The sequence below is a fragment of the Thioclava kandeliae genome (assembly GCF_040297545.1).
Taxonomy (GTDB): domain Bacteria; phylum Pseudomonadota; class Alphaproteobacteria; order Rhodobacterales; family Rhodobacteraceae; genus Thioclava; species Thioclava kandeliae.
This window is the reverse complement of sequence record NZ_JAYWLC010000020.1, coordinates 28152-51932: the sequence shown is the minus strand read 5'-3', so window position 1 is coordinate 51932 and position 23781 is coordinate 28152. Positions and strand designations below refer to the sequence as shown.

The 23781-nt window shown below is 61.8% G+C and carries 19 protein-coding genes; 12 read left to right on the top strand and 7 right to left on the bottom strand.

Going from position 1 to position 23781, the window contains the following annotated elements:
- Positions 1-19: 19 nt before the first annotated feature.
- The 4 genes from VSX56_RS17445 to VSX56_RS17430 all read right to left on the bottom strand — a co-directional run bounded on the left by VSX56_RS17445 (position 20) and on the right by VSX56_RS17430 (position 7423).
- Entirely contained in the window at positions 20-976 is a 957-nt protein-coding gene (locus tag VSX56_RS17445; protein ID WP_350938943.1) for a sulfotransferase family 2 domain-containing protein, read from the bottom strand.
- Positions 973-3537 carry a glycosyltransferase gene (locus VSX56_RS17440; protein WP_339115213.1) on the bottom strand — a complete coding sequence of 855 codons (2565 nt, stop codon included), beginning with the start codon at positions 3535-3537 and terminating at the stop codon, positions 973-975. Before VSX56_RS17440 ends, VSX56_RS17445 begins: the two co-directional genes overlap by 4 nt.
- A gap of 28 nt (positions 3538-3565) precedes the next feature.
- Entirely contained in the window at positions 3566-4594 is a 1029-nt protein-coding gene (gene gmd / locus VSX56_RS17435; RefSeq protein WP_350938941.1) for a GDP-mannose 4,6-dehydratase, read from the bottom strand.
- Between the two features lie 144 nt (positions 4595-4738).
- Complete coding sequence (locus tag VSX56_RS17430) at positions 4739-7423, bottom strand: DUF4214 domain-containing protein (RefSeq protein ID WP_350938939.1); 2685 nt, start codon at positions 7421-7423, stop codon at positions 4739-4741.
- A 267-nt stretch (positions 7424-7690) separates the two neighbouring features.
- Between VSX56_RS17430 and VSX56_RS17425 the strand changes: the two genes are divergently transcribed.
- Positions 7691-8668, top strand: a complete 978-nt coding sequence (locus VSX56_RS17425) for a glycosyltransferase (protein WP_339115216.1) — start codon at positions 7691-7693, stop codon at positions 8666-8668.
- Here the strand turns inward: VSX56_RS17425 and VSX56_RS17420 are convergent.
- A complete protein-coding gene (locus tag VSX56_RS17420) occupies positions 8665-9708 on the bottom strand; it encodes a helix-turn-helix transcriptional regulator (RefSeq protein ID WP_350938937.1) in 1044 nt (347 codons plus the stop codon). The genes VSX56_RS17425 and VSX56_RS17420 overlap by 4 nt on opposite strands.
- A 104-nt stretch (positions 9709-9812) precedes the next feature.
- On the opposite strand from VSX56_RS17420, the gene cysD reads away from it, so the two are divergent.
- Positions 9813-10718 (top strand): sulfate adenylyltransferase subunit CysD, encoded by a 906-nt coding sequence (cysD, locus tag VSX56_RS17415; RefSeq protein WP_339115218.1) that lies wholly within the window; start codon positions 9813-9815, stop codon positions 10716-10718.
- Between the two features lie 66 nt (positions 10719-10784).
- A complete protein-coding gene (cysN, locus tag VSX56_RS17410; protein ID WP_350938935.1) occupies positions 10785-12701 on the top strand; it encodes a sulfate adenylyltransferase subunit CysN in 1917 nt (638 codons plus the stop codon).
- Positions 12702-12757: 56 nt separating this feature from the next.
- Here cysN and VSX56_RS17405 read toward each other — a convergent pair whose 3' ends face one another.
- The gene (locus tag VSX56_RS17405) at positions 12758-13771 is read right to left on the bottom strand and encodes a LacI family DNA-binding transcriptional regulator (protein WP_350938933.1); all 1014 of its coding nucleotides are present in this window, start codon (positions 13769-13771) and stop codon (positions 12758-12760) included.
- A gap of 346 nt (positions 13772-14117) precedes the next feature.
- Between VSX56_RS17405 and VSX56_RS17400 the strand changes: the two genes are divergently transcribed.
- The 5 genes from VSX56_RS17400 to VSX56_RS17380 all read left to right on the top strand — a co-directional run bounded on the left by VSX56_RS17400 (position 14118) and on the right by VSX56_RS17380 (position 19064).
- The gene (locus VSX56_RS17400) at positions 14118-15077 is read left to right on the top strand and encodes a substrate-binding domain-containing protein (protein ID WP_339115221.1); all 960 of its coding nucleotides are present in this window, start codon (positions 14118-14120) and stop codon (positions 15075-15077) included.
- A gap of 75 nt (positions 15078-15152) precedes the next feature.
- Entirely contained in the window at positions 15153-16178 is a 1026-nt protein-coding gene (locus VSX56_RS17395) for an ABC transporter permease (RefSeq protein WP_339115222.1), read from the top strand.
- 12 nt (positions 16179-16190) lie between these two features.
- On the top strand, positions 16191-17009 hold the full coding sequence (locus tag VSX56_RS17390; protein ID WP_339115223.1) for an ATP-binding cassette domain-containing protein: 819 nt from the start codon (positions 16191-16193) through the stop codon (positions 17007-17009).
- A gap of 73 nt (positions 17010-17082) precedes the next feature.
- Entirely contained in the window at positions 17083-18108 is a 1026-nt protein-coding gene (locus VSX56_RS17385; RefSeq protein WP_350938930.1) for a Gfo/Idh/MocA family oxidoreductase, read from the top strand.
- Positions 18105-19064: a sugar phosphate isomerase/epimerase family protein gene (locus VSX56_RS17380; RefSeq protein WP_350938928.1), complete on the top strand. Its 960-nt coding sequence runs from the start codon at positions 18105-18107 to the stop codon at positions 19062-19064. The genes VSX56_RS17385 and VSX56_RS17380 overlap by 4 nt, the downstream gene beginning before the upstream one ends.
- Positions 19065-19069: 5 nt before the next feature.
- Here VSX56_RS17380 and VSX56_RS17375 read toward each other — a convergent pair whose 3' ends face one another.
- A complete protein-coding gene (locus VSX56_RS17375) occupies positions 19070-19960 on the bottom strand; it encodes a LysR family transcriptional regulator (protein WP_350938926.1) in 891 nt (296 codons plus the stop codon).
- Positions 19961-20080: 120 nt separating this feature from the next.
- Here VSX56_RS17375 and VSX56_RS17370 point away from each other — a divergent pair, with 120 nt between their 5' ends.
- Genes VSX56_RS17370 through VSX56_RS17355 form a run of 4 tightly spaced genes read left to right on the top strand, consistent with a single transcriptional unit; the run spans position 20081 to position 23765 of the window.
- Positions 20081-20881 (top strand): transporter substrate-binding domain-containing protein, encoded by an 801-nt coding sequence (locus VSX56_RS17370; RefSeq protein ID WP_350938924.1) that lies wholly within the window; start codon positions 20081-20083, stop codon positions 20879-20881.
- Complete coding sequence (locus VSX56_RS17365; protein WP_339115228.1) at positions 20878-21663, top strand: amino acid ABC transporter ATP-binding protein; 786 nt, start codon at positions 20878-20880, stop codon at positions 21661-21663. The genes VSX56_RS17370 and VSX56_RS17365 overlap by 4 nt, the downstream gene beginning before the upstream one ends.
- Positions 21660-22334 carry an amino acid ABC transporter permease gene (locus VSX56_RS17360; protein ID WP_350938921.1) on the top strand — a complete coding sequence of 225 codons (675 nt, stop codon included), beginning with the start codon at positions 21660-21662 and terminating at the stop codon, positions 22332-22334. Before VSX56_RS17365 ends, VSX56_RS17360 begins: the two co-directional genes overlap by 4 nt.
- A 3-nt stretch (positions 22335-22337) precedes the next feature.
- Entirely contained in the window at positions 22338-23765 is a 1428-nt protein-coding gene (locus VSX56_RS17355; protein ID WP_350938919.1) for an MmgE/PrpD family protein, read from the top strand.
- Positions 23766-23781 lie beyond the last annotated feature (16 nt).

Here is a 23781-nt window from a genome sequence, read left to right as displayed (position 1 = left end):
CGGGGGCATGGCACGGCCACTACGAAATCTTCTCGGCCATCAGCGCGAAATCGCGCGCGTAATACTGGGAGATTCGTTCCTTAAGATCCTCCGTCAGGAAGGATTCCGCATCGATCATCGGCAGCCGGTCCAGCACTGCGGGCAGAAGCTGCTCGGCGCCGAAATGCGTCACCCCCTCGCCGCTCCCCGAACGGTTGACGGGCGGCTGGCTCAGCTCGATGCCCGACATGGCCTCCAGATCGCGCACGGCCTGCGCGAGATTGTCGAAATCATAGAGCGCGCTCCAGTGATGGTCGCCGAGATAGAGATATTGCGGCCGCCAGTGGGGATCGAGGGTTTCGGGCGGCTGTGCGGTAATATGCAGGATGAAATCCCGAAAACGGATGCCTCGCGCGAAATCCGGCCCGGGTAACCCTTGCGCCTTCTGTACAGCCTCGATGAGCGGGCCGGTGTGATAAGTCAGGTTGGCGCCATCCATGCGGTTCACCACGAATTTCTCGATATAGGCCGATAGCAGCCGCCGGTAGGGGTCGCGCAGGATCGCGAAGCTGTAGAGATCGGGATCGCGCCAGATCGCGGAGATCTCGCTCTCGGTGTAATCCGAAAGCTGCATACCGGTGCGGATATGGTCGGTCAGCTGGTGGATCGAGCGATCAAGGATGTGACGTCTGGGATGATCGGCAAGATGGACCATCGCGCGTTTGAAATAGCTGCAGGCGTTCTTGCCGATCGGACAGTAGAGAATTCCGAGCTGGCGGGCGATAAAATACTGCCGCTCGGGCCAAGCCAGATCGGTTTTCTGTGCCCGCTGCGATGTCAAGAACTCCTGCGAGCCGAACAGCGTCCCGAGCAGGCCACCGAAATCGCCGAATTGCGCCTCGGGATTGGGGTCGCGCGCAAGAAACAGCTGGAATGTGTCGCGCACCAGAGCATGCGGTAGGGCCGCGGGCAGATCGGTCGGAGCGGCAAGGGTCATTCTGCGGCCTCCCGTGAGGGGTGATCAAGCTGGTCAAGGATCTGCTCGAGCCGCACCTTATAGCGCGCAGCAATCGGCGTGATCGAGAAATGCGTCCTGATAAAGTCGAGCGCATAGGCGGTCTTGCGCTCGCGCGCCGCGGGATCCTCATAGACCTGCCGCAAAAGGCGCGCCGCCGTTTCGACATCCGGCTCGGCCCAGACCGCGCCCTTGGGCGTGAAGATATAATCGCCCTTCGAGAGCGCAGCCTCGGTGCAGGGCACGAGCCATGCGGTATCTTCAGTGCAGAATTCAAGATTGCCCGAATAGGCCGAACAGACGACCGGCACACCGAGGCTCATCGCTTCGATCATCCCGAACCCCCAGCCTTCCGAACGATGGAGCGACAGATAGCAATCCGCCCCTTTCTTCAGCCTCAGCAGGTCACGGTAACTGAGCGTCTCGTTCATCAGCAAGATCCGGGGATCGCGGGACATGATCGCCTCCATCTCGTCCCAAATCCGGATCTGCACGGGATCGAAGACCGAATGCCGGTTCTGGGTCTTCACGATCAGGCGTGCCTCCGGCACGCCCTCGAAGGCCTTCTGGAAGCTGCGCAGGGCATTCAGCGGGTTCTTGCGTTGCACGAAGGAGAAACTGTCAAAGGCTACAAGACAGACGAAATGCTTGCCCGACAGCCGGAACCTGCGTTCCACGAAGCGGCGCGCGCTCTGCCGGTCGATATCGTCATTGGGCTCGAAACACATCCCCACATTGCGGATAGGGCCATCGAAATGCGGCCGATAGATCTGCACACCATAGTCCGAGGACAGCCAGATCTCGTCGAGCATCTGGAGCGCAAGATAGTGGCAGGCCGCCGGACGGTCGAGCTCCCAGTAGAAATAGCCAATATTATAGCTGTGGGAGAACACATCGGGTTGATAGGCAAAAGCCAGAGGCACCGATTCCGCATTGAGATGGATGAGATTGATCCTGGCCGGACCATAGCTTTCGATCAGCGTGCCATCGGTACTAAATCCTTCCGGTGCAGGATTATCCATATCGAAATCGACGCAGCGCAGATGCGTGCCGGTCTGCGCCAGAATGCTGGCCGAAAGCCGTGCGGCCTGCCCCAGCCCCGAGGCCTTCGCCAGAGGGCCGATCAGCTGGATATCGGCCAGCGCGCCCTTCGGCACCGGAAGCGCGGCCGCTTCCAGCCGGTGCCCGTCCTCCGTCAGGGTCAGGAAACGCAGGCTTTCAAGGTCGAAGCCCTTCTCGCGCAGTGCATGGGCATAGCGCTCACGCGCAAAAGCAACGCTATTGCGCCCCGTCACACGCGCGAGGAACGTCTCGAGTTCCGAACGCCCGCCCGATTCCACCGGTAGAAGCAGTGCATCACACAGCCGCCGCGGCATGTAGCGCAGGATATCGGGCCGCTTCAATGCCCTCACCAAAAGGATGAGATAAAGCTCCTTGCGGCTTTCGGCACTGCGCCCCGGCGCAAGGAAATGCAGAGCCACGCTCGCATTGAAGACCCTTTCGGCAAAGGTCGTCAGCGGCCAGTCGTCGAACTGGCGCGAGGGCGCAATGCTGCGCAACAGGTCAGCCATGCTATCGGTGACCAGACAGTCCTCGACCCCCAGATGCGCCGCGTCCTGCCATGCCCACCAGAACACGAGCCGCGTATATGAGCCGCGGTCATTGAGATCGAGTTCGGCCAGAAGATCGCGCCTCTGGGCAAGGCGCCACCACATCATTCGCGTAAGCCGCTGCCGCGCCCCGCCCATCGAGAGCGTGGCATTGAGATAGGCAATATCTGCAGCACTAAGCGGGACGCGCTGGCGGCGGGTCGCGTTATAGGTGGTCAGATAGAAATACAGGAAGCGATCGCGCTCGGAACTGTCGGGCACAACCTGAAACTCTTCCTCGACCCTGTTGCGGTGGCGCGTAAATTCCTGATACGCGGGCAGGCCGCTTGGCACGCAATCAGCCACCGGAACCAGTGGGCGGGTCTCGAATAGAGCCTTATGGGGCACGAGATCCGGCACGCCTTCGGAGAAGGGCTCCGGCACGGGTGCCTCAAGCATCGCGTCGATATCGGCCAGATCCTCTGACAGGAACCGTGCGATGAGGGCGGTCAGATCGACAGGATCGGTGTCAGGCCCCGATTGCACCATCAGACCGAGCTGCCCGATCTCGCGCGGTTCGGGCCCGACGATACGGACGCTGACCACACCGCCCGCCTGCCGGATCGGCGCGATCAGCGCCTCGGACAGAGGAAAGGCAAATCCGCATCCCAAGGCACAGCCATGATGCGCGGCTACATCGGCGCGCGGTTGCTCGACCGTCACCACATCCAGTAACGCGCCTTGCGCATAGAGCCCGACCTGCAACCCTGTCGCACGGGGCGCGCGCTCATCGAAGACCCAGCCCCTGATCGTATCATCCGCGATATGCAGCCCCTCGAGATTGCCGATGAACGGCGCCTGAATGCGGCGGGTCTCGCGCCGGTCACGGAACCGGCGCAGACGGGACAGGATTTTGCGGACAACAAGCCGCAGGATGGAAAACAGGCGACGCATGGGCATCCTCCGCGCGTGAAAGTAAGGCTTAGCGCAGATGCTGCGCCTGTGCGTCGAAATCGGCCCGCGCCATCATCGCGGCCAGCGCCCGCACATCGGTGCGCGCCTCCCAGCCCAGCTCGATGCGGGCCTTGGACGGATCGCCCAGCAGCAGCTCCACCTCGGCCGGCCGGTAGAAGCGGGGATTGACCTGCATCAGCTGACGCCCCGAGCGGCGGTCATAGGCGGCCTCCTCCGCGCCCTCCCCTTCCCAGATCACTTCCATATCCAGCGCCTCGCCGACATAGGTGAAGAAGTCGCGGATCGTGGTGCTGGTCCCCGTCGCCAGCACGAAATCCCCGGGTTTGTCACGCTGCAGCATCCGCCACATCCCCTCGACATAATCGCCCGCAAATCCCCAATCGCGTTTGGCGGCCATATTGCCCAGTTCCACAGGCGCATTGGCCCCATGCGCCAGCGCCGCAAGCCCCATCGAGATCTTGCGCGTCACGAATTCCTTGCCGCGCAGCGGGCTCTCATGGTTGAAGAGAATGCCGGAAGACGCATGCATCCCGAAGCTCTCACGGTAATTCACCGTCATGTAATGGGCAAAGACCTTGGCCACACCATAGGGCGAGCGGGGGTAGAAGGGCGTGCTTTCCAGCTGTGGCACGGCGCGCACCTCGCCGAACATCTCGGAGGTCGAGGCCTGATAGAACCGGCAGTCGGGACGCAGGGTGCGCAGCGCATCGAGCATTCGCACCACCGCCATACCATCCACCTCGGCGGTATAGACCGGCACATCCCATGAGGCTCCCACAAATCTTTGCCCGGCAAGGTTGTAGAACTCGTCCATTGCCACATCGCGGATCGTGCGGAAGATATTGTTGGCGTCACTCAGATCGAAATCATGCAGATGCAGATGCTGCGTGATTCCCAAAGTGTCGAGCCGCATCATGTCCGGCTGTGAGATACGCCGCACACCGCCATGAACTTCATAGCCTTTTTCGAGAAGAAGACGCGCCAGATAGGCCCCGTCCTGCCCTGTGATTCCGGTAATGAAAGCGATCTTTGTCATTCGTCCCTCTTTGAAAAATCAAGGATGTCACACGAAGAATTGGCTTATCGAACGCTAGGGTAAGAATGGTTAACAAAACCTTTCTTAGTAAACAATTTTCTCCTTTTGGTTGTATAAAAATACCCTCCGTCATAATCGGCCTGCTTAGTAGGAGAAGCTGTCATAGGCGATTTCGTTCACCGATATGTTACGCAGAACCACTTCGACATCTTGGTCGGCAAAGACCGCATCAGCACCGTCCTGCGTGAACTGGGCCTTGATATCGGCCACGCTCGCATAGCCGAACCCCTCGAAGGACAGGGTGTCCCAGGGCTGGTAATCGACCACCAGATGCGAACCGGGTGTCTCGGCCGAGAACACGAACCGGTCGGCCATCATCCCCCCGAACAGGATATTCTCGCCACTGCCGCCATCGAGCTGGTTCCACTCGCCCTGTGCCTTCATCCAGGCCTTCAGTGGCGCGGCCATCTGCGCCACGAATTCGGCACTTTGCGAAAAGCCCTCGACCACCTCGGCGCGGGTCCAGCCCTGATCCATACGGGCACACCAGTCACTCAGCCCCGCCGCATTCGGCGCACGACCCAGAACATTTTGGTAAAGAAGCGTCACGAAGCCCGCATCATCGACATTGCCATAGCTCTGCTGGAACTCGGGCGAGTTGACGAACCCGTCGACGACGTCCCCGAAGGATTTCCCCTGCGAGAGCGCCGTCGTCCAGACCGTCAGGCCGGCCAGATCCGGTGCGCGCCCGAGCGTCGCCTGATAGAGCCGGAACACGTCATCTGCCCAGCTTTCCTGATAGCCCGCGCGCGACATATCCAGCACTTCGGATTGCATATTTCGGCTGAATTCCGTGCTTTCGGAAAAGCCTACGACTACATCGGCACGGCTATTGCCCTCCTGCCCCAGAAACGTGGTCCAGCTTTTCAGACCGGCGGCATCGGGCGCCCGCCCCAACACGTTCTGATAGAGTTGGGTAACAAATTGCGCATTGGTCAGCTCGCCATAGGTGGACTGGAACTCGGCCGAATTCACAAAGCCCTCCGCCACTTCGGTGAGGGTCTTCTCGCCCGTCAGGATCTGGGTCGTCCAGTCCAGATGGCCCGCCGCATTGGGCGCACGGTCGAGCGTCGCCTGAAAGATCCGCACCACCTGCGCCGAGGCCGCATCGAATTTCCCGTCCTCGATCTCGCCCAGAAGGAGATCATCGCCAGCGCCCCCCAAGAGCGTATCGGCGCCGCGCCCGCCGGTGACCGTATCGGCCCCGCGATCGCCCTCGAGCCACTCGTCCTCCGCCGTGCCCACGATATGTTGCGGCCCGAGCGTGAGATAGCTGATATCGATATGCCAGATATCGCGCAGATCCTCGGCACTGAAATCGGACGCCTTCAGCGACCGCCCGTCAGCAGACATCACCGTCACCGTCTCCTCGCCCAGCGTGATCCTGGCGCCGCCCGTGATGGGGGTGATGGTCAGCGCATCGACCGTGTAGAAGCGCCCGATCTGCGACAGGTCGATCCGGTCGATCCCGACCTCGAAATCCTCGATCCGGTCGGTGGTGCCATCCTTGGTCAGAACGAATGTATCGGCCCCCGCGCCCCCCCACATCCGGTCGCTGCCCGCGCCGTCCATGATGACATCATCCCCCGCACCGCCGCGCAGGGTGTCATTGCCCGCACCGCCCGAGAGGATGTCATCGACGCCCGCGCCGGTCAGCGCATCCGCCGCCTTGGTGCCGCTCAGGATCGAGCCCGGATCAACATCGATACTGAACAGCGAGAGCGCCGAGAGCCCGTCCTCGCCCTCGCCCTGTCCTGCCACATAGAGGCGCAACTCGCCATCGACCACCGCCAGCTCCAGCGCCGAAGGGTCCTCGATCGCCATGCCTTCGGTGTCGGCGACCGTTTCCAGATGCAGGAGCCGCCCGTCGGGCAATAGCGTCAGGAGCGAGAGCCCGTCATCCCCGCCCCCCGCCACGATATAGGCGCGGCCCTCGTATTCGACCGCCTCCAACACGGTCAGCTGGCCGAAACGCGTCGTCAGGTCATCATTCACCTGATCTGTCACCGTCAGCTGGCCCGCAGCATCGATCCTCGCAACCGTCACCGAGCTGGACCCCTGCGCGCCCACCAGCACATAGACCTGTCCCGCCAGCGTGACCTGCGTCAGCGCGACAGGGTTCGAGATCGCCAGACCATCGGCCAGATCAAGCCCCGCCTGCGCGCTGACCTTGCCCGTGGAGGAGAGCGCATAGCAGCCCAGTTTCGGATCGTCATCCGACAGGGTCAGCACATAGGTCGCACTGCCAACGGTCACCGTCTCGATATCGCGGAGAGTGCCCGCCGCAAGATCCGCCCGCGCCGTCACCGACAGCGCCCCGCTCGTGCCGAGCGTATAGACCGTGAACCCGTTTTCCTCGCGCCCCGCCGTAATCAGAAGATCGGTGCTGCCAATCGACACGGTTTCAAGGATATTGATCGCGTCGAGGCTACTATTCTCGAGCGTGAATGCCTGATTGAGCGTGCCGTTACTGGCCACCCAATAGCCCGCCACGCCACTGATCAGCGGGCCTGAGGCGAGAAGGGCGAGCTTGCCGCCAACCTCGCAGAGCGCCAGATCGACCGTGCCGTAGAGGCCCGAGCCTGCGGGATAGAGCGCCAGATCGAGTAATTTGGCCCCCGTAGCCGCATCGCGCACGACGACGCCGCCGCCCTCGCCCGAGGCCTGATAGAGCACGCCCCCGTCGAGCGACAGGAGCAGGTCGTCGATCGAACTCATATACTTGGTGGCACCCGTCGTCGCCATTCCCAGATGTGTCAGATAGCCCATCCGCCTCGCCCCAAACCTCCTTGCAGACGCGCCACCGGTTATCCTGTCCCGATACTGTGCCCGATGGCGCGCTGGCTGTTCCCACATGCGCAAGATGGACACAAAGCCTGCCCGAAAGCGGATCAAAATGGGAACAAAACATGGCTTTTACCGCCGATTTGGCTCAAATGCCAACGGTCGTGCCCTCGGCAGCATGCTGCCGCCCAGCCTTTGAAGATGTCGCAACACCGCTGGACAATCCGGAATGGGGCGCGCAAATATACCGGCATGGAAAACCCTGTTTCGTCCCTGATTTCGGCCACCCAGACGCCCCATATCCGCATCATCATGGCCTGCCGGAACGGCGCCGCACATCTGCCCGACCAGCTGGCCAGTTTCGAGCGCCAGACCCATCGCAACTGGTCACTCGATGCCAGCGATGACGGATCGAGCGATGCCACCACCGATATTCTCGAGGCTTTCCGCAAGCGCCATCCCTCTCGGGTGCGGATCTTTGACGGGCCCCGCGCGGGTGTGGCCCCCGCGTTTCTCACGCTGGCCGCCCGCGCCGCCAAGGATGCCCCCGAGGCGGCCCTTGCGCTCTCCGATCAGGATGATGTCTGGTCGAAGGTAAAGCTCGCGCGCTCGGTGCGCTGGATGAAGCGCGCAGGCGATCCCGCCCGCGACCCGCTCGTCTATGCCAGCAGAACCATCCTGACCGATACGCACCTCAAGAAGCTGGGCCTGTCGCATCTGCATATGCGCGGACCGTCCTTCCGCAACTCGCTGGTGCAGAACATCCTCGGCGGCAATACGATCGTGCTGTCGGCACCGGCTGCCGCCATTCTGGGCCAGTCAGCGCAAGCCGCGATCTCTGCCCGAGTGCCCTATCACGACTGGTGGATCTACATGATGATGGCGGGGGCAGGCGCGCAGATCTTCAACGATCCCAAACCCACGCTCTATTACCGCCAGCACGGCTCAAACCAGCTGGGCCATCACGGACCGGTGCGTGGCCGTCTCAAGCGGCTGGGCACAGTCGCCAAACGCCATTTTTCCGGCTGGCTGGATGCCAATATCGCGGCGCTCTTTGCCAACCGCCTGTCGCTGACCCCCGAGAACGACGCACTGCTGATGCGGTTCCTGTCGGCGCGCAAGATGGGCGGTGGCGCCTACGGGAGAGCACTGCGCGAGCTGGATATCCACCGCCAGACGCTACAGGGCGACCGCGTGCTACAGGTGATGGCGCGCACCGGACGGCTCTAGAGCCAGAGCCCTCCCGACCATAGGAGCCGCACGACAGCGGATTGCCCGGCAACGCCCAGTTTTGCGTAGAGCTGCTTGGAATAGCTACGCGCGGTCTCGCGCTGCCAGCCGAGCGCCTCGCCCGCCTCCGCCAGCGACAGCCCGTCCCCCAGACAGATCGCAAGCCGCGCCTCGCTACGGGCGAGCCCGTAATGCTGCATCAGATGGGTCTCGCCCATCTCCCCGATGGCGCGCGGCTGGCGCAGATAGGCCATGATCGCCCCCTCCTCCATACGCAATACCATCGCAAGCGGGCGCGTCTCGGAGAGATCGAAGGCGGCCCATCCCGCCGCGCTCCCCCCGGCTTCGGGTCTCTCCGCGGCGCCCAGTTCGGCCAGACGTGCACGGAACCGCCGCGCCAGATCGGGCGAGGTGAATGCGAGCCAGCCCTGCTCGGTCAGCGTCATGGCCGTGCCCTCCAGCCGCGCCGGAAGATCCGCAGATTGCGCGACCACCCGCCCCGCCGGAGAGATCTGCATCCAATACCCCCCCAGATCGCGCGCAATCCTGCTATCACGGGCGTGGCGGGCCCGTTCGGCCCGCAGCGCCTGATAGCTTTGCAGCGCAGGCCCCAGATAGGGCGCAAGCCGAGACAACCCGACCCCGTCGCGCGCGCGGAAATCCGCAATGCCGTGATCCACACCATTACGCCCGATCCACACAAGCGCGTGGCTTGTCGCATCGATCCGGCTGCGCAGCGCCCGCAAGGGAAGGTCGGGATTTGCCAGATCGGAGAGCTCGCTCTGGCCATAGATCCGCCCGCTGCGCATCCTCTCGATAAGGGCGCGGGAAAAGACCGGTACCGGCCCGCCCCATGACCATGCGCCCGTGACCTCGCCACCCCGCAAGGACAAGAGCCCCGCCGCATCCGCGCCAGTCATCTGCGCCAGGCCACGCAGGAAATCGGACCACAATTCGAAGGGCGCTGCGGCCTCGCCCGCGCCATAGCCGGAGGCGGCAGAAAAAAGTGACGCGATAACAGCTTCTTCGCTGGACGCCATGGCGGAAAATCTCCGAAAAAGCATTTAGCCCCCATTTGGGGGGTGCTGCGACAAACTGACAGGCTTACCTCTGGTGTCAACACGAAGTTTGAACCGAGAGCATCATGACCAAGACATCTCTTACCCACCTTCAGCGGCTGGAAGCCGAGAGCATCCATATCCTGCGTGAAGTCGTGGCCGAGGCGCAGAACCCTGTAATGCTGTATTCCGTGGGCAAGGACTCGGCGGTCATGCTGCATCTGGCAAAGAAGGCCTTCTATCCCGCACCGCCGCCTTTCCCGCTCCTGCATGTCGACACCACCTGGAAATTCCAGGCGATGTATGCGCTGCGTGACAAGGCCGCAAAAGATGCGGGGATGGAGCTGCTGGTCCACCAGAACCCCGAAGCCATCGAAAAGGGCATCAACCCCTTCGATCACGGCTCGCTGCATACAGACATGTGGAAGACCGAAGGCCTGAAACAGGCGCTTGATAAATACGGGTTCGATGCGGCCTTCGGTGGCGCGCGCCGCGACGAGGAGAAATCCCGCGCGAAAGAACGTGTGTTCTCCTTCCGCACCGCCCAGCACCGCTGGGACCCCAAAAACCAGCGCCCCGAGCTGTGGCGTCTGTATAACGCCCGCAAGAACAAGGGCGAGTCGATGCGGGTCTTCCCGATCTCGAACTGGACCGAGCTGGACATCTGGCAATATATCCATCTCGAGGGCATCGAGATCGTGCCGCTCTATTTCGCAGCGCCCCGCCCGACCGTGGAACGCGATGGCATGCTGTTGATGGTGGATGACAACCGCTTCCGCCTGAAAGATGGCGAGGAGCCGGTCATGCGCTCGGTGCGTTTCCGCACGCTGGGCTGCTACCCGCTGACCGGTGCTGTCGAAAGCCAAGCCACCACGCTGCCGGAGGTCATTCAGGAAACCCTTCTGACCACCACCTCCGAGCGTCAGGGCCGTGCGATCGACCACGATCAGGCCGCCTCGATGGAGAAGAAGAAGCAGGAAGGCTACTTCTGATCGCGCGCGCAGGGGCCGCAAACGGCCCCGCTTCTCTCCGGATTTATGAATTTCAGGTGCACTCACATGACTGCAAACCAACAAGACCCGATCTACAAGACCGACGCGCTGATCGCGGAAGATATCGACCAGTATCTGAAGGTCCACCAGCACAAGACCATGCTGCGCTTCATCACCTGCGGCTCGGTCGATGACGGGAAATCCACCCTGATCGGCCGCCTGCTCTATGATAGCAAGATGATCTTCGAGGATCAGCTGGCAACGCTCGAAGCCGATTCCAAGCGCGTGGGCACCCAGGGCCAGGAGATCGACTTCGCGCTCTTGGTCGATGGTCTTGCCGCCGAGCGCGAGCAGGGCATCACTATCGACGTGGCTTACCGCTTCTTCGCCACCGAGAAGCGCAAGTTCATTGTCGCCGATACTCCCGGCCACGAGCAATATACCCGTAACATGGTCACCGGCGCCTCGACCGCCGATCTGGCCGTGATCCTGATCGATGCGCGCAAAGGCGTGCTGACCCAGACCAAGCGTCACTCCTATCTGGTGAAACTCTTGGGCATCAAGAATGTGGTGCTTGCGGTCAACAAGATGGATCTCGTGGGCTATTCGCAGGAGACCTTCGACCAGATCGTGGCCGATTACACCGAATTCGGCAAAACCATCGGCCTGACCGATTTCGTGCCGATGCCGATCTCCGGGTATAAGGGCGACAACATCACCACGCCGTCCGAGAACATGCCGTGGTTCACTGGCACGCCGCTGCTGCCGCATCTGGAAACGGTCGAGATCACCTCGTCGCACGAACCCGTCGACGCACCCTTCCGTATGCCGGTGCAATGGGTGAACCGCCCCAATCTCGATTTCCGCGGCTTTGCAGGCCTCGTGGCCTCGGGCCGGATCGCACCGGGCGACGAGATCCGCGTGCTGCCCTCGGGCAAGACCTCCAAAGTGGCGCAGATCGTGACTTTCGAGGGCAATCGCGACGAAGCGATTGCAGGCGAGGCGATCACCATCACGCTCGAAGACGAGATCGACTGCTCGCGCGGTCAGGTCATCGTGGCGGCGCAAAGCCCGCTAGAAGTGGCCGACCAGTTCGAATCGACCATCATCTGGATGGACGAGGAAGAGATGATCCCCGGTCGCGCCTATTGGCTCAAGATCGGCACCCAGACCGTTTCGGCCACCGTTCAGGCGCCGAAATACGAGGTGAACGTCAACACGCAGGAGCATCTTGCGACCAAGACGCTGGATCTGAACGCGATCGGCGTGGCCAATATCACCACCGACCGCGAGATCCCCTTCGCGCCCTATGAGGAGAACCACGATCTTGGTGGCTTCATCCTCATCGACAAAATGACCAACCAGACGGTCGCGGCCGGCATATTGCATTTCGCGCTGCGCCGCTCGACCAATGTCCATTGGCAGGCCACCGACATCTCGCGCGAGAGCCATGCGTCGATGAAGAACCAGAAGCCAGCCGTGCTCTGGCTCACCGGCCTCTCGGGCTCGGGCAAATCGACCATCGCAAATATCGTCGAGAAGAAACTGGCGCGGATGAACCGCCACACCTTCCTGCTCGATGGCGACAACGTGCGCCACGGCCTGAACAAGGATCTGGGCTTCACCGAGGCCGACCGGATCGAGAATATCCGTCGTGTGGGCGAGGTTGCCAAGCTGATGACCGATGCCGGTCTCATCGTGATCACCGCCTTCATCTCGCCCTTCCGTTCGGAGCGTGACATGGTGCGCGGGATGATGCAGCCGGGCGAGTTCGTCGAGGTCTTCGTGGATACGCCGCTGGAAGTCGCCGAAGAGCGCGATGTGAAAGGCCTTTATAAAAAGGCCCGTTCGGGTCAGCTGAAGAACTTCACGGGCATCGACAGCCCCTATGAAGCCCCTGACAATGCCGAATTGCGCATCGACACGACCGAGATGACGCCGGAAGAAGCTGCCGATCTGATCATCGCGCGTCTGATTCCCTGATCCGGTTCATAGCACCAACAAACGCCCCGCCCGAGAGAGCGGGGCGTTTTGTTATGTCAGTTGCAGTTGTAACGGGTATGGATCAGGATCGAGGAGGGTGCGGGCTGGCTTTCGATACCGCGCAGACGCTCGTCGATGGCCCGCACGGCCTGGACCAGCTCGGCGGCCGAATCATGCGAGATGACGTAATCCATCGTGCCTGCCTCAAGCAGAACCCGCGTGAATGGCGTCAGCTCGTGACCGATAAAGACCGTTTTGCCACTCAGTCCTGCATATTCGAGCGCTGCCCCTACGCCGCGATTGGCCCCCGCCACGTTATAGATCGCACCGGGCGGGCGGGCCGATGCCAGATGGCTCGCCAGAAGTTCCTCGGTGCGTTCGACATTGTCATTCGAGATCACCCGCTCCTGAATGCTCAGATGCGGGTAGTCCTGCCGCAGCACCCGGCGGAACCCCATCTCGCGCTCCTGCTGGCAACGGAACGGCACGCTCATCACCAGCAGGATATGTTGCGGAACCGGCGGGAGAATCTGTCCGATCAGCTGCGCGGCCACGCTACCCGCCGCATATTGGTCATTGCCAACATAGACCGTGCGCCGCGAACTGGGCAGATCCGAGGTCAGGCAGACCGTGGGCTTGCCGAGGGCCGCGATCTTGCGCAGCGCGCCGTTGATGGCCGGATGCTCGTAGGCAATGACGATCACCGCATCCAGCTCGCGCCCCGCCTGTTCCAGTGCCGCCGCAAATCGCCCCGGTTCGATCTCCTCGGTGGTAAAGAACTGCCCCGTTAGCTCCACCCCGGCGATAGAGGCATTCACCATCTGCATCGCCTGTATCATCTGTCCGTTGAAGGACGGGCCGGAAATACAGAAAAACCCGATCTGACGCAGATCCTGCATCCGGTGATCGGCAGCCAGCTTGTCGAGTGCCGCCATCACGCGGTTTCGGGTCGTTTCTTTGACGCCGGGCCGGTTGTTGAGCACGCGGTCGACGGAGGCCGGCCCCACACCGGCAAGGGCGGCAATCTGCGCGATATTCGGGCCTTTCCAGTTCTTGCCAGCTTTCGGCATCCACAGCGTCCTTAATGATCCGTTTTACATCGCCGGCATACACCGCCCGATAAATAGGCAAATTTCAAACTTACATTGCAAGCGAAACAAACGACTAATTTTGATGTGAATAACATCGTATTATTATCACAAGCCCGCTAGCTTTGATTTAATAAGATCATTTATTACTCAGACAGGGAGATTTCGTTTCAGAAAATGAGCTTTGGCGGTGGAGGTCGCCATCAGCCTCATGGTGCCTAGCACGGGCAATTCTGAGGTGAAGAAAATCAAACTACCGGAAGAGATGTGGTTTCGGCCACGCATGTCGCGCCGTCGGAGGAGACGGCGTCAGTGGAGGAGTGTCGACATGAAATTCAAATCTGCCCTGCTTGCAGCATCGGTACTGGCGCTAAGCGCCTCGGGCGCCATGGCCGCCAACATCGCGGTGATCGCGGGCTCCATCGAGGACGGGTTCTTCAACCTGATCAAGAAAGGCGTCGATGATGCGACGCTGGTCGTCGAAGCCAATGGCGGTCAGGTCAACTACCTGCGCACGCCCAATTACGACAATTTCGGCCCCGATCTGGTAACGCTCATTAATCAGGCTGTCGCACAGGGTGTGGACGGGATCGCGATCCCCGTCTGGGTACCCGAGGCACAGGTTCCTGCCCTGCAGGCAGCCGCCGATAAAGGCATCAAGATCATGATGTATAACTCGGGCTCGGATGTAAAAGAGGATGTCCACGGCATCAACTATTTCGGCTCGGATGAGTTTGTCGCCGGTGTTGCGGGTGGCGAATACATGGCCGAACATGGTGCCAAGAAGATCCTGTGCCACATCCACACGCCCGGTGCGGTGAACCACGAAGCACGCTGCGCGGGTGTGGTCGAGGGAGCCAAGAAAGGCGGCGCCGAGGTCAATATCCTGCGGACCCCGGCCAATCTTGATGGCGATGTGACCGGCACCGCCGAGTCGATCAAATCGGAACTGGTCGCCGACCAGGGCATCGATGCGGTCATCACCCTTGCCGCGTGGTCGGCAGATGCCGCGGCCAATGCCGTGGGCCAGATCGGCGCGCAGGACCGTGTGAAGATCGGCAGCTTCGACATGAACCCCGCGGTGCTTGACCGCATCAAGGGGGGCACCCAGACCATGGCGATCGACCAGCAGCCCTATCTGCAAGGCTTCCTCGCAACCTCGATGCTGGCGGCGCATATCGATTTCGGCACCGAACTGGCGACCGATCCCGTCCTGACCGGCCCCGCGATCATCGATGCCAGCAACATCGATACCGCCCTGCAAGGCGTCGCCAAAGGCGCGCGTTAATCCGTCTGACACCGCCTGACGGGCACCCCCGCGCGGGGTGCCCGATTGCCGCTTCTGTCGCATGAGGACCTGTCTATGCCCCCGAAACCCGATGCGCCCACATCTACCCCGTTTTCCGTCTCCGGCCTGTTCCGACGCCCCGAAATGGGCGCCTTCATGGGTATGGTGCTTGTTTTTATCTTTTTCAGTATCTTCGGATATGATCGTAACTTCCTCTCGCCCTTCGGCACGTCCAGCTGGATGAACGCGGCTTCGACCATCGGGATCATTGCTATTCCCGTTGGTTTTCTGATGATCGCAGGTGAGCTTGATATCTCCATCGGTGCTATGGTCCCCGCAGCCAAAATGGCGATGGCCATAAGTTGCGGCTATTACGGGCTGCCTTTCGTGGTGGGCCTTGTGCTGACCTTCGCGATTGCCGCAGCGGTGGGCACGGTGAACGGGCTTCTGGTCACTCGCACCAAGGTGCCCTCACTCATCGTGACGCTGGCCACACTGTTTTCCGTAGCCGGCCTGACGCTCTTCCTGTCGCTCTTCCTGACCGACACCACAAGCCAGGCCATGCCTTCGCCCGAATGGGCCAAATTCGTCTTCGGCTCCTATCATATCTGGGGTCTGCAATCCTCGGTCTTCTGGTGGTTTGCACTGGCCGCGATGCTCTATTTCTTCCTGCATCAATCGCCCTGGGGGAACTGGATCTTCGGGATGGGAGGCGACAAGGAAAGCGCACATAATGCGGGCATCCCTACCGACAAGTTGAAAATCGGCCTCTTCGTGCTGACCGCGATGGCCGCCGCCCTCTCGGGTATCTGCGAGGCAACGCTGGCAAACTCGGCCACCACCACCACCAACTTCGCACTGATCTTCAACTGCATTATCGCGGTCGTCGTGGGTGGCGTGCTGCTGACAGGCGGCTTTGGCACCGTCTCCGGGATCTTCTTCGGCACCGCGACCCTGGCCATCGTCCAGCAGGGCATCGGCTACACGCCCTTCGACCGTAATCTCAGCTCGCTGATCATCGGGGTCATGCTGCTGATCGCGGTTCTGATGAATGACAGTTTCCGCCGTATGGCGCTGTCGATGTCCGGCAAGAAGAAATAAGGAGATCCGCTCATGACTGCTCCCGTTCTGGAAATGCGCAAAGTCGACAAAAGCTTCGGGCCGATCGACGTGCTGCACGAGATCTCGCTCAAGGTGCATGCGGGCGAGGTGCTCTGCCTTCTGGGCGATAACGGTGCCGGCAAATCCACGCTGATCAAGACCCTCTCGGGGGTCCACCAGCCCAGCTCCGGCGAGATGCTGATGGATGGCAAGCCGGTTTTGTTCAACACGCCCCGCGAGGCGCAGGATCACGGCATCGCCACCGTCCACCAGTTCGGCGGCACCTATCCGCTGATGTCGGTGGGGCGCAACTTCTTCATGGGCGCCGAGCCCACCAAGGGTTGGGGTCCGTTCCGCCGCTTCGACCGCCATGTGGCCAATAGGATCGCCGTGGAGGCCGTGCAGAATTTCGGCATCACTCGGATCACCGATGGCGACCGTCTGGTGGGCGCGCTCTCGGGCGGCGAACGGCAATCGCTGGCCATCGCACGCGCGGTGCATTTCGGGGCGCGCGTGCTGATCCTCGACGAACCGACCGCCGCACTGGGCGTCAAACAGGCGGCCCACGTCCTGCGTATCGTCAACGAGGCCAAGCGCCGGGGTCTGGCCGTGATCTTCATCACCCATCAGGTCATGCATGCGATGGCCGTAGGCGACCATTTCGCGGTGTTGATCCGCGGCGCGATTGCCGCAGATTTCCGCAAGGGAGAGAAAACCCGCGAGGAGATTGCCGATCTCATGGCAGGGGGAGAGTCCATGTCGGCTCTGGAGGCCTCGATCGAGGTCTATCAGGACACCCATGACGGGCACAGCCCGCAGACCGCCGGCTGATCTTCCCACTACCTGACCCGACAGGACCGCCGCTCTGGCGGCCCTGTCCTCTTGCGCCAAGAAGGAGATTTCCATGACCATCCGATTAGGCCTGATCGGCGCGGGCCTCATGGGTGCGGACCACGCCCGCATCATCGCCCTCGATCTGCCTGACGCATCCTTGCAAGTGGTCTGCGACATGGACCCGACCCGTGCGCGCGCTGTGGCCGATGCCTGTGGAGCCGCCGATATCGCCAGCGACCCCGAGGCGGTGATCGCCCGCGAGGATGTGGATGCGCTGATCGTGGCGAGCCCCGATTTCACCCACGCGCCCTTGTCGCTCGCCTGTATTCATGCGGGCAAGAAGGTGCTGATGGAAAAGCCTCTCTCGCAATCGCCTGCACAATGTCTGGAAGTGATCGGGGCCGAGACCCGCAGCGGCGCGCGCCATGTCATGCTGGGGTTCATGCGGCGCTATGACCGCGCCTATGCAGAGATGCGCGCGGCCTTGGGCGCGGGCCGTCTGGGACGCCCGCTGATGATGCATAATTTCCACCGCAATGTCGAAACCCCGGCGGCGGATTTCACCGGCGCGATGGCGATCACCAATTCCGCCCCGCATGAGTTCGACGTGGCGCGCCATGTGCTGGGGTGCGAGTATACGAGCATCTCGGCTTCGCAACCGCGCCGGTCCGATAGCCGCGTGGCCCCTGTCGTGATGGTGCTGGAAACCGGAGACGGGCAAATCGTCACGATCGAGGTGAACAATAACGCAGCCTATGGCTATGATGTGCGCGCCGAGCTGGTGGGCGAGACGGCCTCCATTTCTATGAACCATGTGGCCTATACCCGCATGGAAGGCGCGCTTGCCAGCAGCGCCGCCTATGACGCCGATTGGCGCGGACGGTATCACGAGGCCTATGTGGCACAGAACCGCGCCTTTCTGGGCTTTGTCGAAACCGGCCTCTTCCCCGAGATCGCCGCCGATTGCTGGGATGGCTATTGCGCCGCCCTCGTGGCCGAGACAGGAGCACGGGCTCTGGCCAGCGGTGCCAAAGAACCCGTAAACATGGCTCCCCGCCCTGCCTTTTATGCATCGCGTAAGGGAGACGCCCTATGAAACTGGGATTTGTGACCGACAGTCTTGGTGGGATGGCATTCGGGGATGTGCTCGAGCACGCGCAGCGGATGGGGGTCTCGGGCCTCGAGATCAACACCTGCGGCTGGTCCACCGCCCCACATTTCGATCTGGCGCGGATGGCGGGGGATGCGGGCGTCCGCAAGGATTTCCTCAAACAGGTTACCGAACGCGGGCTCGAGGTGATCAGCCTCAATGCCAATGGCAACCCGCTCCACCCGACCGATCCGCGCCAAGGTGAAGATCTGAGGACCACAATCCGGTTGGCGGGTGAAATGGGCATCAAGACCGTCTGCACCATGTCGGGCCTGCCTGCCGGATCGCCCGAGGACCGGATGCCCAACTGGGTGGTGTCTTCATGGCCACCCGAGACCCGGGAAATTCTGCATTATCAGTGGCACGAGAAGCTATTCCCGTTCTGGCATGAAATCGCGGAGCTAGCCCGTGAAAGCGGGGTGGAACGGATCGCGCTCGAGCTGCATGGCAATCAATGCGTCTATAACGTGCCCTCGCTCCTGAGGCTGCGCGCCGAGATCGGGCCGGTGATCGGAGCGAATCTCGACCCTTCCCATCTGTTCTGGATGGGGGCAGATCCGCTTCAGGCCGCCGAGGCACTGGGTGAGGCGATCTACCATGTCCATGCCAAGGACACCTTCCTCAATGCGCCGGTTCAGGCCACCACGAGCCTTCTAGAAAACGGTTCCCTCATGGATATTCCGGCACGCAGCTGGTCCTATATCACGCTGGGCTTCGGTCACGGGGAGGAGTGGTGGCGTCAGTTCTGCTACCGGCTTAAAATGGCGGGCTATGATGGCTGGTTATCTATCGAACACGAGGATGTCCTGCTGAACTCTCTGGAAGGGCTCGAGAAATCTGTCGCGCTTTTGCAAGGCGTCATGCCGGTCGCTGCCTCGGATTTCAAACCGCAGGCAATCTGAGCCCTCTATCCGGCGGTGCCAAATTCCAGCCCGCCCAGTATGTCCAGCAATGCGCGCATTTCGGGGCGCTGCGCCGTGGTCTCGCCTATCGCCGCCAGAAGGCTGACCTCCATGCTGGGCGTGACAGGCCGCCACGCAAGCCCCTCCTTTGGAGGATCGAACGTAGTAAACCCGTCTACCAGTGTCATCCCCAGCCCCTGACGCACCAGATTGACCGCGATATTATAGCGGTTAGTTTCGAGACTGCGCGAGCTGCGCCGGTCGAAACCCGGAACATTGCGCATCAGCATCGCCACGATATCCCGGTCGGTGGTGATGGCGACCAGATCCTGACCGGAGATATCTCCGGCCCCGATCTCGGCATGCACGGCCAGAGGATGATCCTCAGGCATGATACAGATGATGCGCCCCCCTGCGATCTTGAGCGTGCCCGGCAACGGGTCCGCGCCCGCCTGCACCATCAGCCCCAGATCATATTGCCCCCGCTCCACCGCCGCCGTGATATCGTGATTGGGATGCATGTCGAAGATAAACCCCTGATCGCCATGCCTTTCGCGGTAAAGCCGCGCCAGCACCGGTAACAGACCCAGCGAAAGCGAGGGGGTCGCCGCCACGCGGATCAGACCAGGGCGCATCTGGCGGATCGTGTCCACATAGCGATCAAAGCGTGACAGCTCCGCCTCGAGCCGCGACGCCTCTCCCAGAAGCTGACGGGCGGCCTCTGTCGGGGTCAGCCGCCCCTTGTGACGCTCGAACAACGAGATGCCATGGCGACGCTCGATCATGGCGATGGCTTTCGAGACCGAAGGCTGTGCCATGTTCAAAAGGCGCGCCGCCGCGGACACGGATCCGAGTTGCATGACAGTGACGAATACCTCGATCTCGCGCCGGTCCATCTATTCCCTTTGGCTATAGGATACCTAAAATAAAGTATTAGACAGAATGAATTTTGCCGATCCATAGTCAAGCCTAAGAGAACCAAAATCTAAAAAACTGGTCCAACAGAGAGTAAGCACATGAAACTGAACAGACGTGCGGCGCTGATGGCGGCCGCAGCCACTGCCCTATTGCCCAAACAGCTTCTGGCGCAAGGCAAGACCGAATGGGCTGGGATTAAGGCGGCAGGCAAGGTGCGTGCCGGCGCGGTCGAGGCGAAACCCTGGTTCACACAGGATTTCGCAAGCGGTGAATGGAAAGGCCTCGTGCCCGATATCCTCGAGGCGGTGTTCGCGCCCGAAGGCATCTCCGTCGACTATATCGACACCCAATGGGGCACTGCTGTGGCGGGTCTGCAATCGGGCCGCTTCGACCTGATGGGCGCTTATAATTCCACGCCCGAACGGGCCGAAGCCATCGATTTCACCAAGGCAATTGGCGGGTTACGCCTGACGATCCTGACGCTGAAAGACAACGCCGCAAGCTTTGCCAACTGGGACGCGATCGATAGTCCCGATGTCAAACTTGCCGTGATAGACGGCTCGGGGGCGGCCCGCATCCTGCAGCCCAAACTGACCAAGACCACATGGGTCGCCACGCCCTCGAGCGATACCATGTTCCTCGAACTGGAAAGCGGGCGCGTCGATGCCATCGTGACCTCGGATGCGCAGGTCGCCGATTACATCGCCAGCCGCGACCGTGGCACCATGGTCATCCCCGAACCGGTCGAGCGTCAGCCCACCAATATCGGCCTGCGCAAATCCGAGGACCACGAGCTTCTTGACTGGCTCGATACCCGCATTGCCGCCCTCGAAGCCGATGGCACAATGGACAAGATCTGGGCGAAATACACCAGCGTCGAGGGTTCGACCAAGTCATGACCGGAACGGACCCCATTCTTCGTATCGAGGATCTCCGTAAATCCTACGGTGTCTTCGAAGTGCTCAAAGGTATCTCGTTTGATGTGTATCCCCGTCAGGTCGTGGGGCTTCTGGGGCGCAGTGGCTCCGGCAAGTCAACCTTGCTGCGCTGTCTGAATTTCCTCGAACAGCCCAATGCCGGACGAATTTTTCTCGAGCAGGAAGAAGTGGGCGTCCGCAGTGCCGCCGGAGGGCGCAAGCCTGTTCCGGCGGCACGCCTTGCCTATCAGCGCCGCCAGATGGCAATGGTGTTCCAGAACTTCAATCTCTGGCCGCATATGACAGTGCTGGAGAATATCACCGAAGGTCCCGTCAAGGTGCTGGGACTGTCCAAGGACGAGGCCGTGGCCGAAGCGCGCAGCCTCCTGGTCAAGGTCGGCATGGAAACGAAGGAAGACCAGTATCCGATCCGCCTGTCGGGTGGTCAGCAGCAGCGCGTGGCCATTGCCCGTGCGCTGGCGATGCGACCCAGGCTGATGCTGTTCGACGAGCCGACCTCCTCGCTTGATCCCGAACTGGTGGCCGAGGTGCTCAAGGTCATGCGCGATCTGGCCGATGCGGGCACCACCATGCTGGTTGTGACCCACGAGATGGCCTTCGCGCGTGACGTCTGCGACCGCGTCCTTTTGCTGCATGAGGGCCAGCTGATCGAGCAGGGCCCGCCCGCCGAGGTCATGCTGCAATCGCAAAACCCTGTCGCCGCGTCCTTCTTCGCCGGACTGCGCGAGGAGGCCGCACAATGAGCTATGATTGGGATTTCGGCGTCTTGTGGGAATATCGCGGACTTCTGGCACAGGGTGTGCTGAGGACCGCCAAGATCGTGGCGCTTTCGGTCGTGCTCGGCATCCTGATCGGGATGCTTCTCACACCTCTGCGCATGTCGGAACGGATCTGGTTGCGCTGGCCCGCCACCGCCATGATCGAGGTGTTCCGCTCCTGCCCGCCTCTGGTGCTGGTCGTCTGGACCTATTACTGCCTGCCGATCATCGCAGGGCTTACACTGCCTGCCTACTGGACCTGCGTCTTCGCGATCTCGGTCTATTCGGGCGTCTATTTCGCCGAGATCTTCCGCTCGGGGGTGCAGGCTGTTGATCGCGGGCTGGTCGAGGCCGCGCAATCGGTCGGCATGCCGCGCTGGCGTATCCTGCACCGGATCGTGCTGCCGCTTGCTTTCCTGCGCATCATGCCGCCCTTTACCGGCCAGTGCATCATGGCGATCAAGAACTCGGTTCTGGGCAGCTATATCGCGGTGGGCGAGATCCTCTATGAAGGACAGAGGCTCAGCACCCATAGTTTCCGCCCGCTGGAGGTGCTCAGCTTCGTCGCCTTCTTCTTCATCTGCACGATCATGCCGCTCTCACTGATTGCGGGCGCCATAGAGCGCAAGATCCACCGTCGGTATTTCAGGCGCTAAACGATGACCCTTCCCTTCGATCCGCCAACGGGGCTTGCCCCGCGCCTGAGCCTTTTTGCCAGTGAGACGCCCGCCGAGGCGATTCCCGATAGCGTGATGCAGTCATGGGTTCTGCATCTGATCGACACGCTGGCCTGTGCAGCAGCCGGTAGCAGGCTCCCCCTTGCGCAGAGTGTGGCCACCTATGCCCGCCAGCAGGGATCGGGTCGCCCGCTCATCGGTGGCGGATCGAGCGGGCCGATGCTGGCGGCCTTCGCCAATGCCTTCGCGGCCAATCTTCTCGATTTTGATGACGGGTTCGAGCATGATGGCAAAGGTATGGGCCATCCGGGAGCCTCGCTGGTGGCCGCAGGGCTCGCGGCTCTGGGCGATGCGCCGGTAACGGGGCGCGCGTTTCTGACCGCTCTCGTATTGGGGGCAGAGATCAACAACCGACTGATCCTCTCGGTCCAGCCGAGTGCCAAACGCTTCGTGGAAGTCTACGGCATCGGACAGCATCAATCGGTGGGTGCTGCGGTCACCTATGCGCGGCTCAAGGGGTTGGGCGCGCCGCAGATGTCCAACGCGCTCAACCTCGCGGCCAGCCTCAGTGCGGTGCCGAGCCTGCACAAATATAACTGGTTCACCCGACCGATCATCAGCCTGAAGGATTTTGTGGCCCCATCCGCCCAGGCGGGCGTGCAGGGCGTCGATCTGGCGCTAGCGGGGTTACAGGGGCCGGCGGATATCTTCGAGGGACCACAGGGGTTCTGGCGGATGGTGGGCTCGGACCACTTTGCGCCCGACCTGCTGACCGAGGGATTGTGCCACGACTGGTATGCTGGGGACGGTGCGGTCAAGACCTATCCCGCCTGCCGCTGGATCGCGCCTGTGCTGGAGGCGTTCGATACAGTTCTGGCCGAAAGCGGCGCGCCTTTTGACCGGATCGCCCGTATCGAGGTCCATTCCTTTGCCGATGTGGCCGCCAAGATGGCATATCCCGCGCCTGCAAATGCCATCGATGCCCAGTTTTCCCTACCGCATCTGATGACCTGTCAGGCTCTGGGGCTCGAAGCTGGACTGCCCTGGTTCACGCCAGACGCCCTCGACCAGCCCGAGACCGCCCAGCTGGCCACCCGGCTCTCCTTCCATACCGATCCGGAGATGGATGCCGCCATGCGCGGGGTCGGTCGCAGACCACAGGCGCGCGTGGAGCTGACCCTGACCGATGGCGGTCACCATAGCTGCCGGATCGACGCTCCCCTAGGGGGAGCACTACGTCCTGTCAGCGCCGAGACGGTCCATGCAAAGGCCGCGCGTCTCATGGCACAGGCGGGTATACCACATCCCGAAACCCTGCTCACCTCGCTCGCGGACATCTCAGAGGTCGAGGATATTCGCCCGCTCATTGCACCTTTCTTCACCCAGCCAGACGCGCCACGGTTCTCCTAAGCACCCGACGGATTCT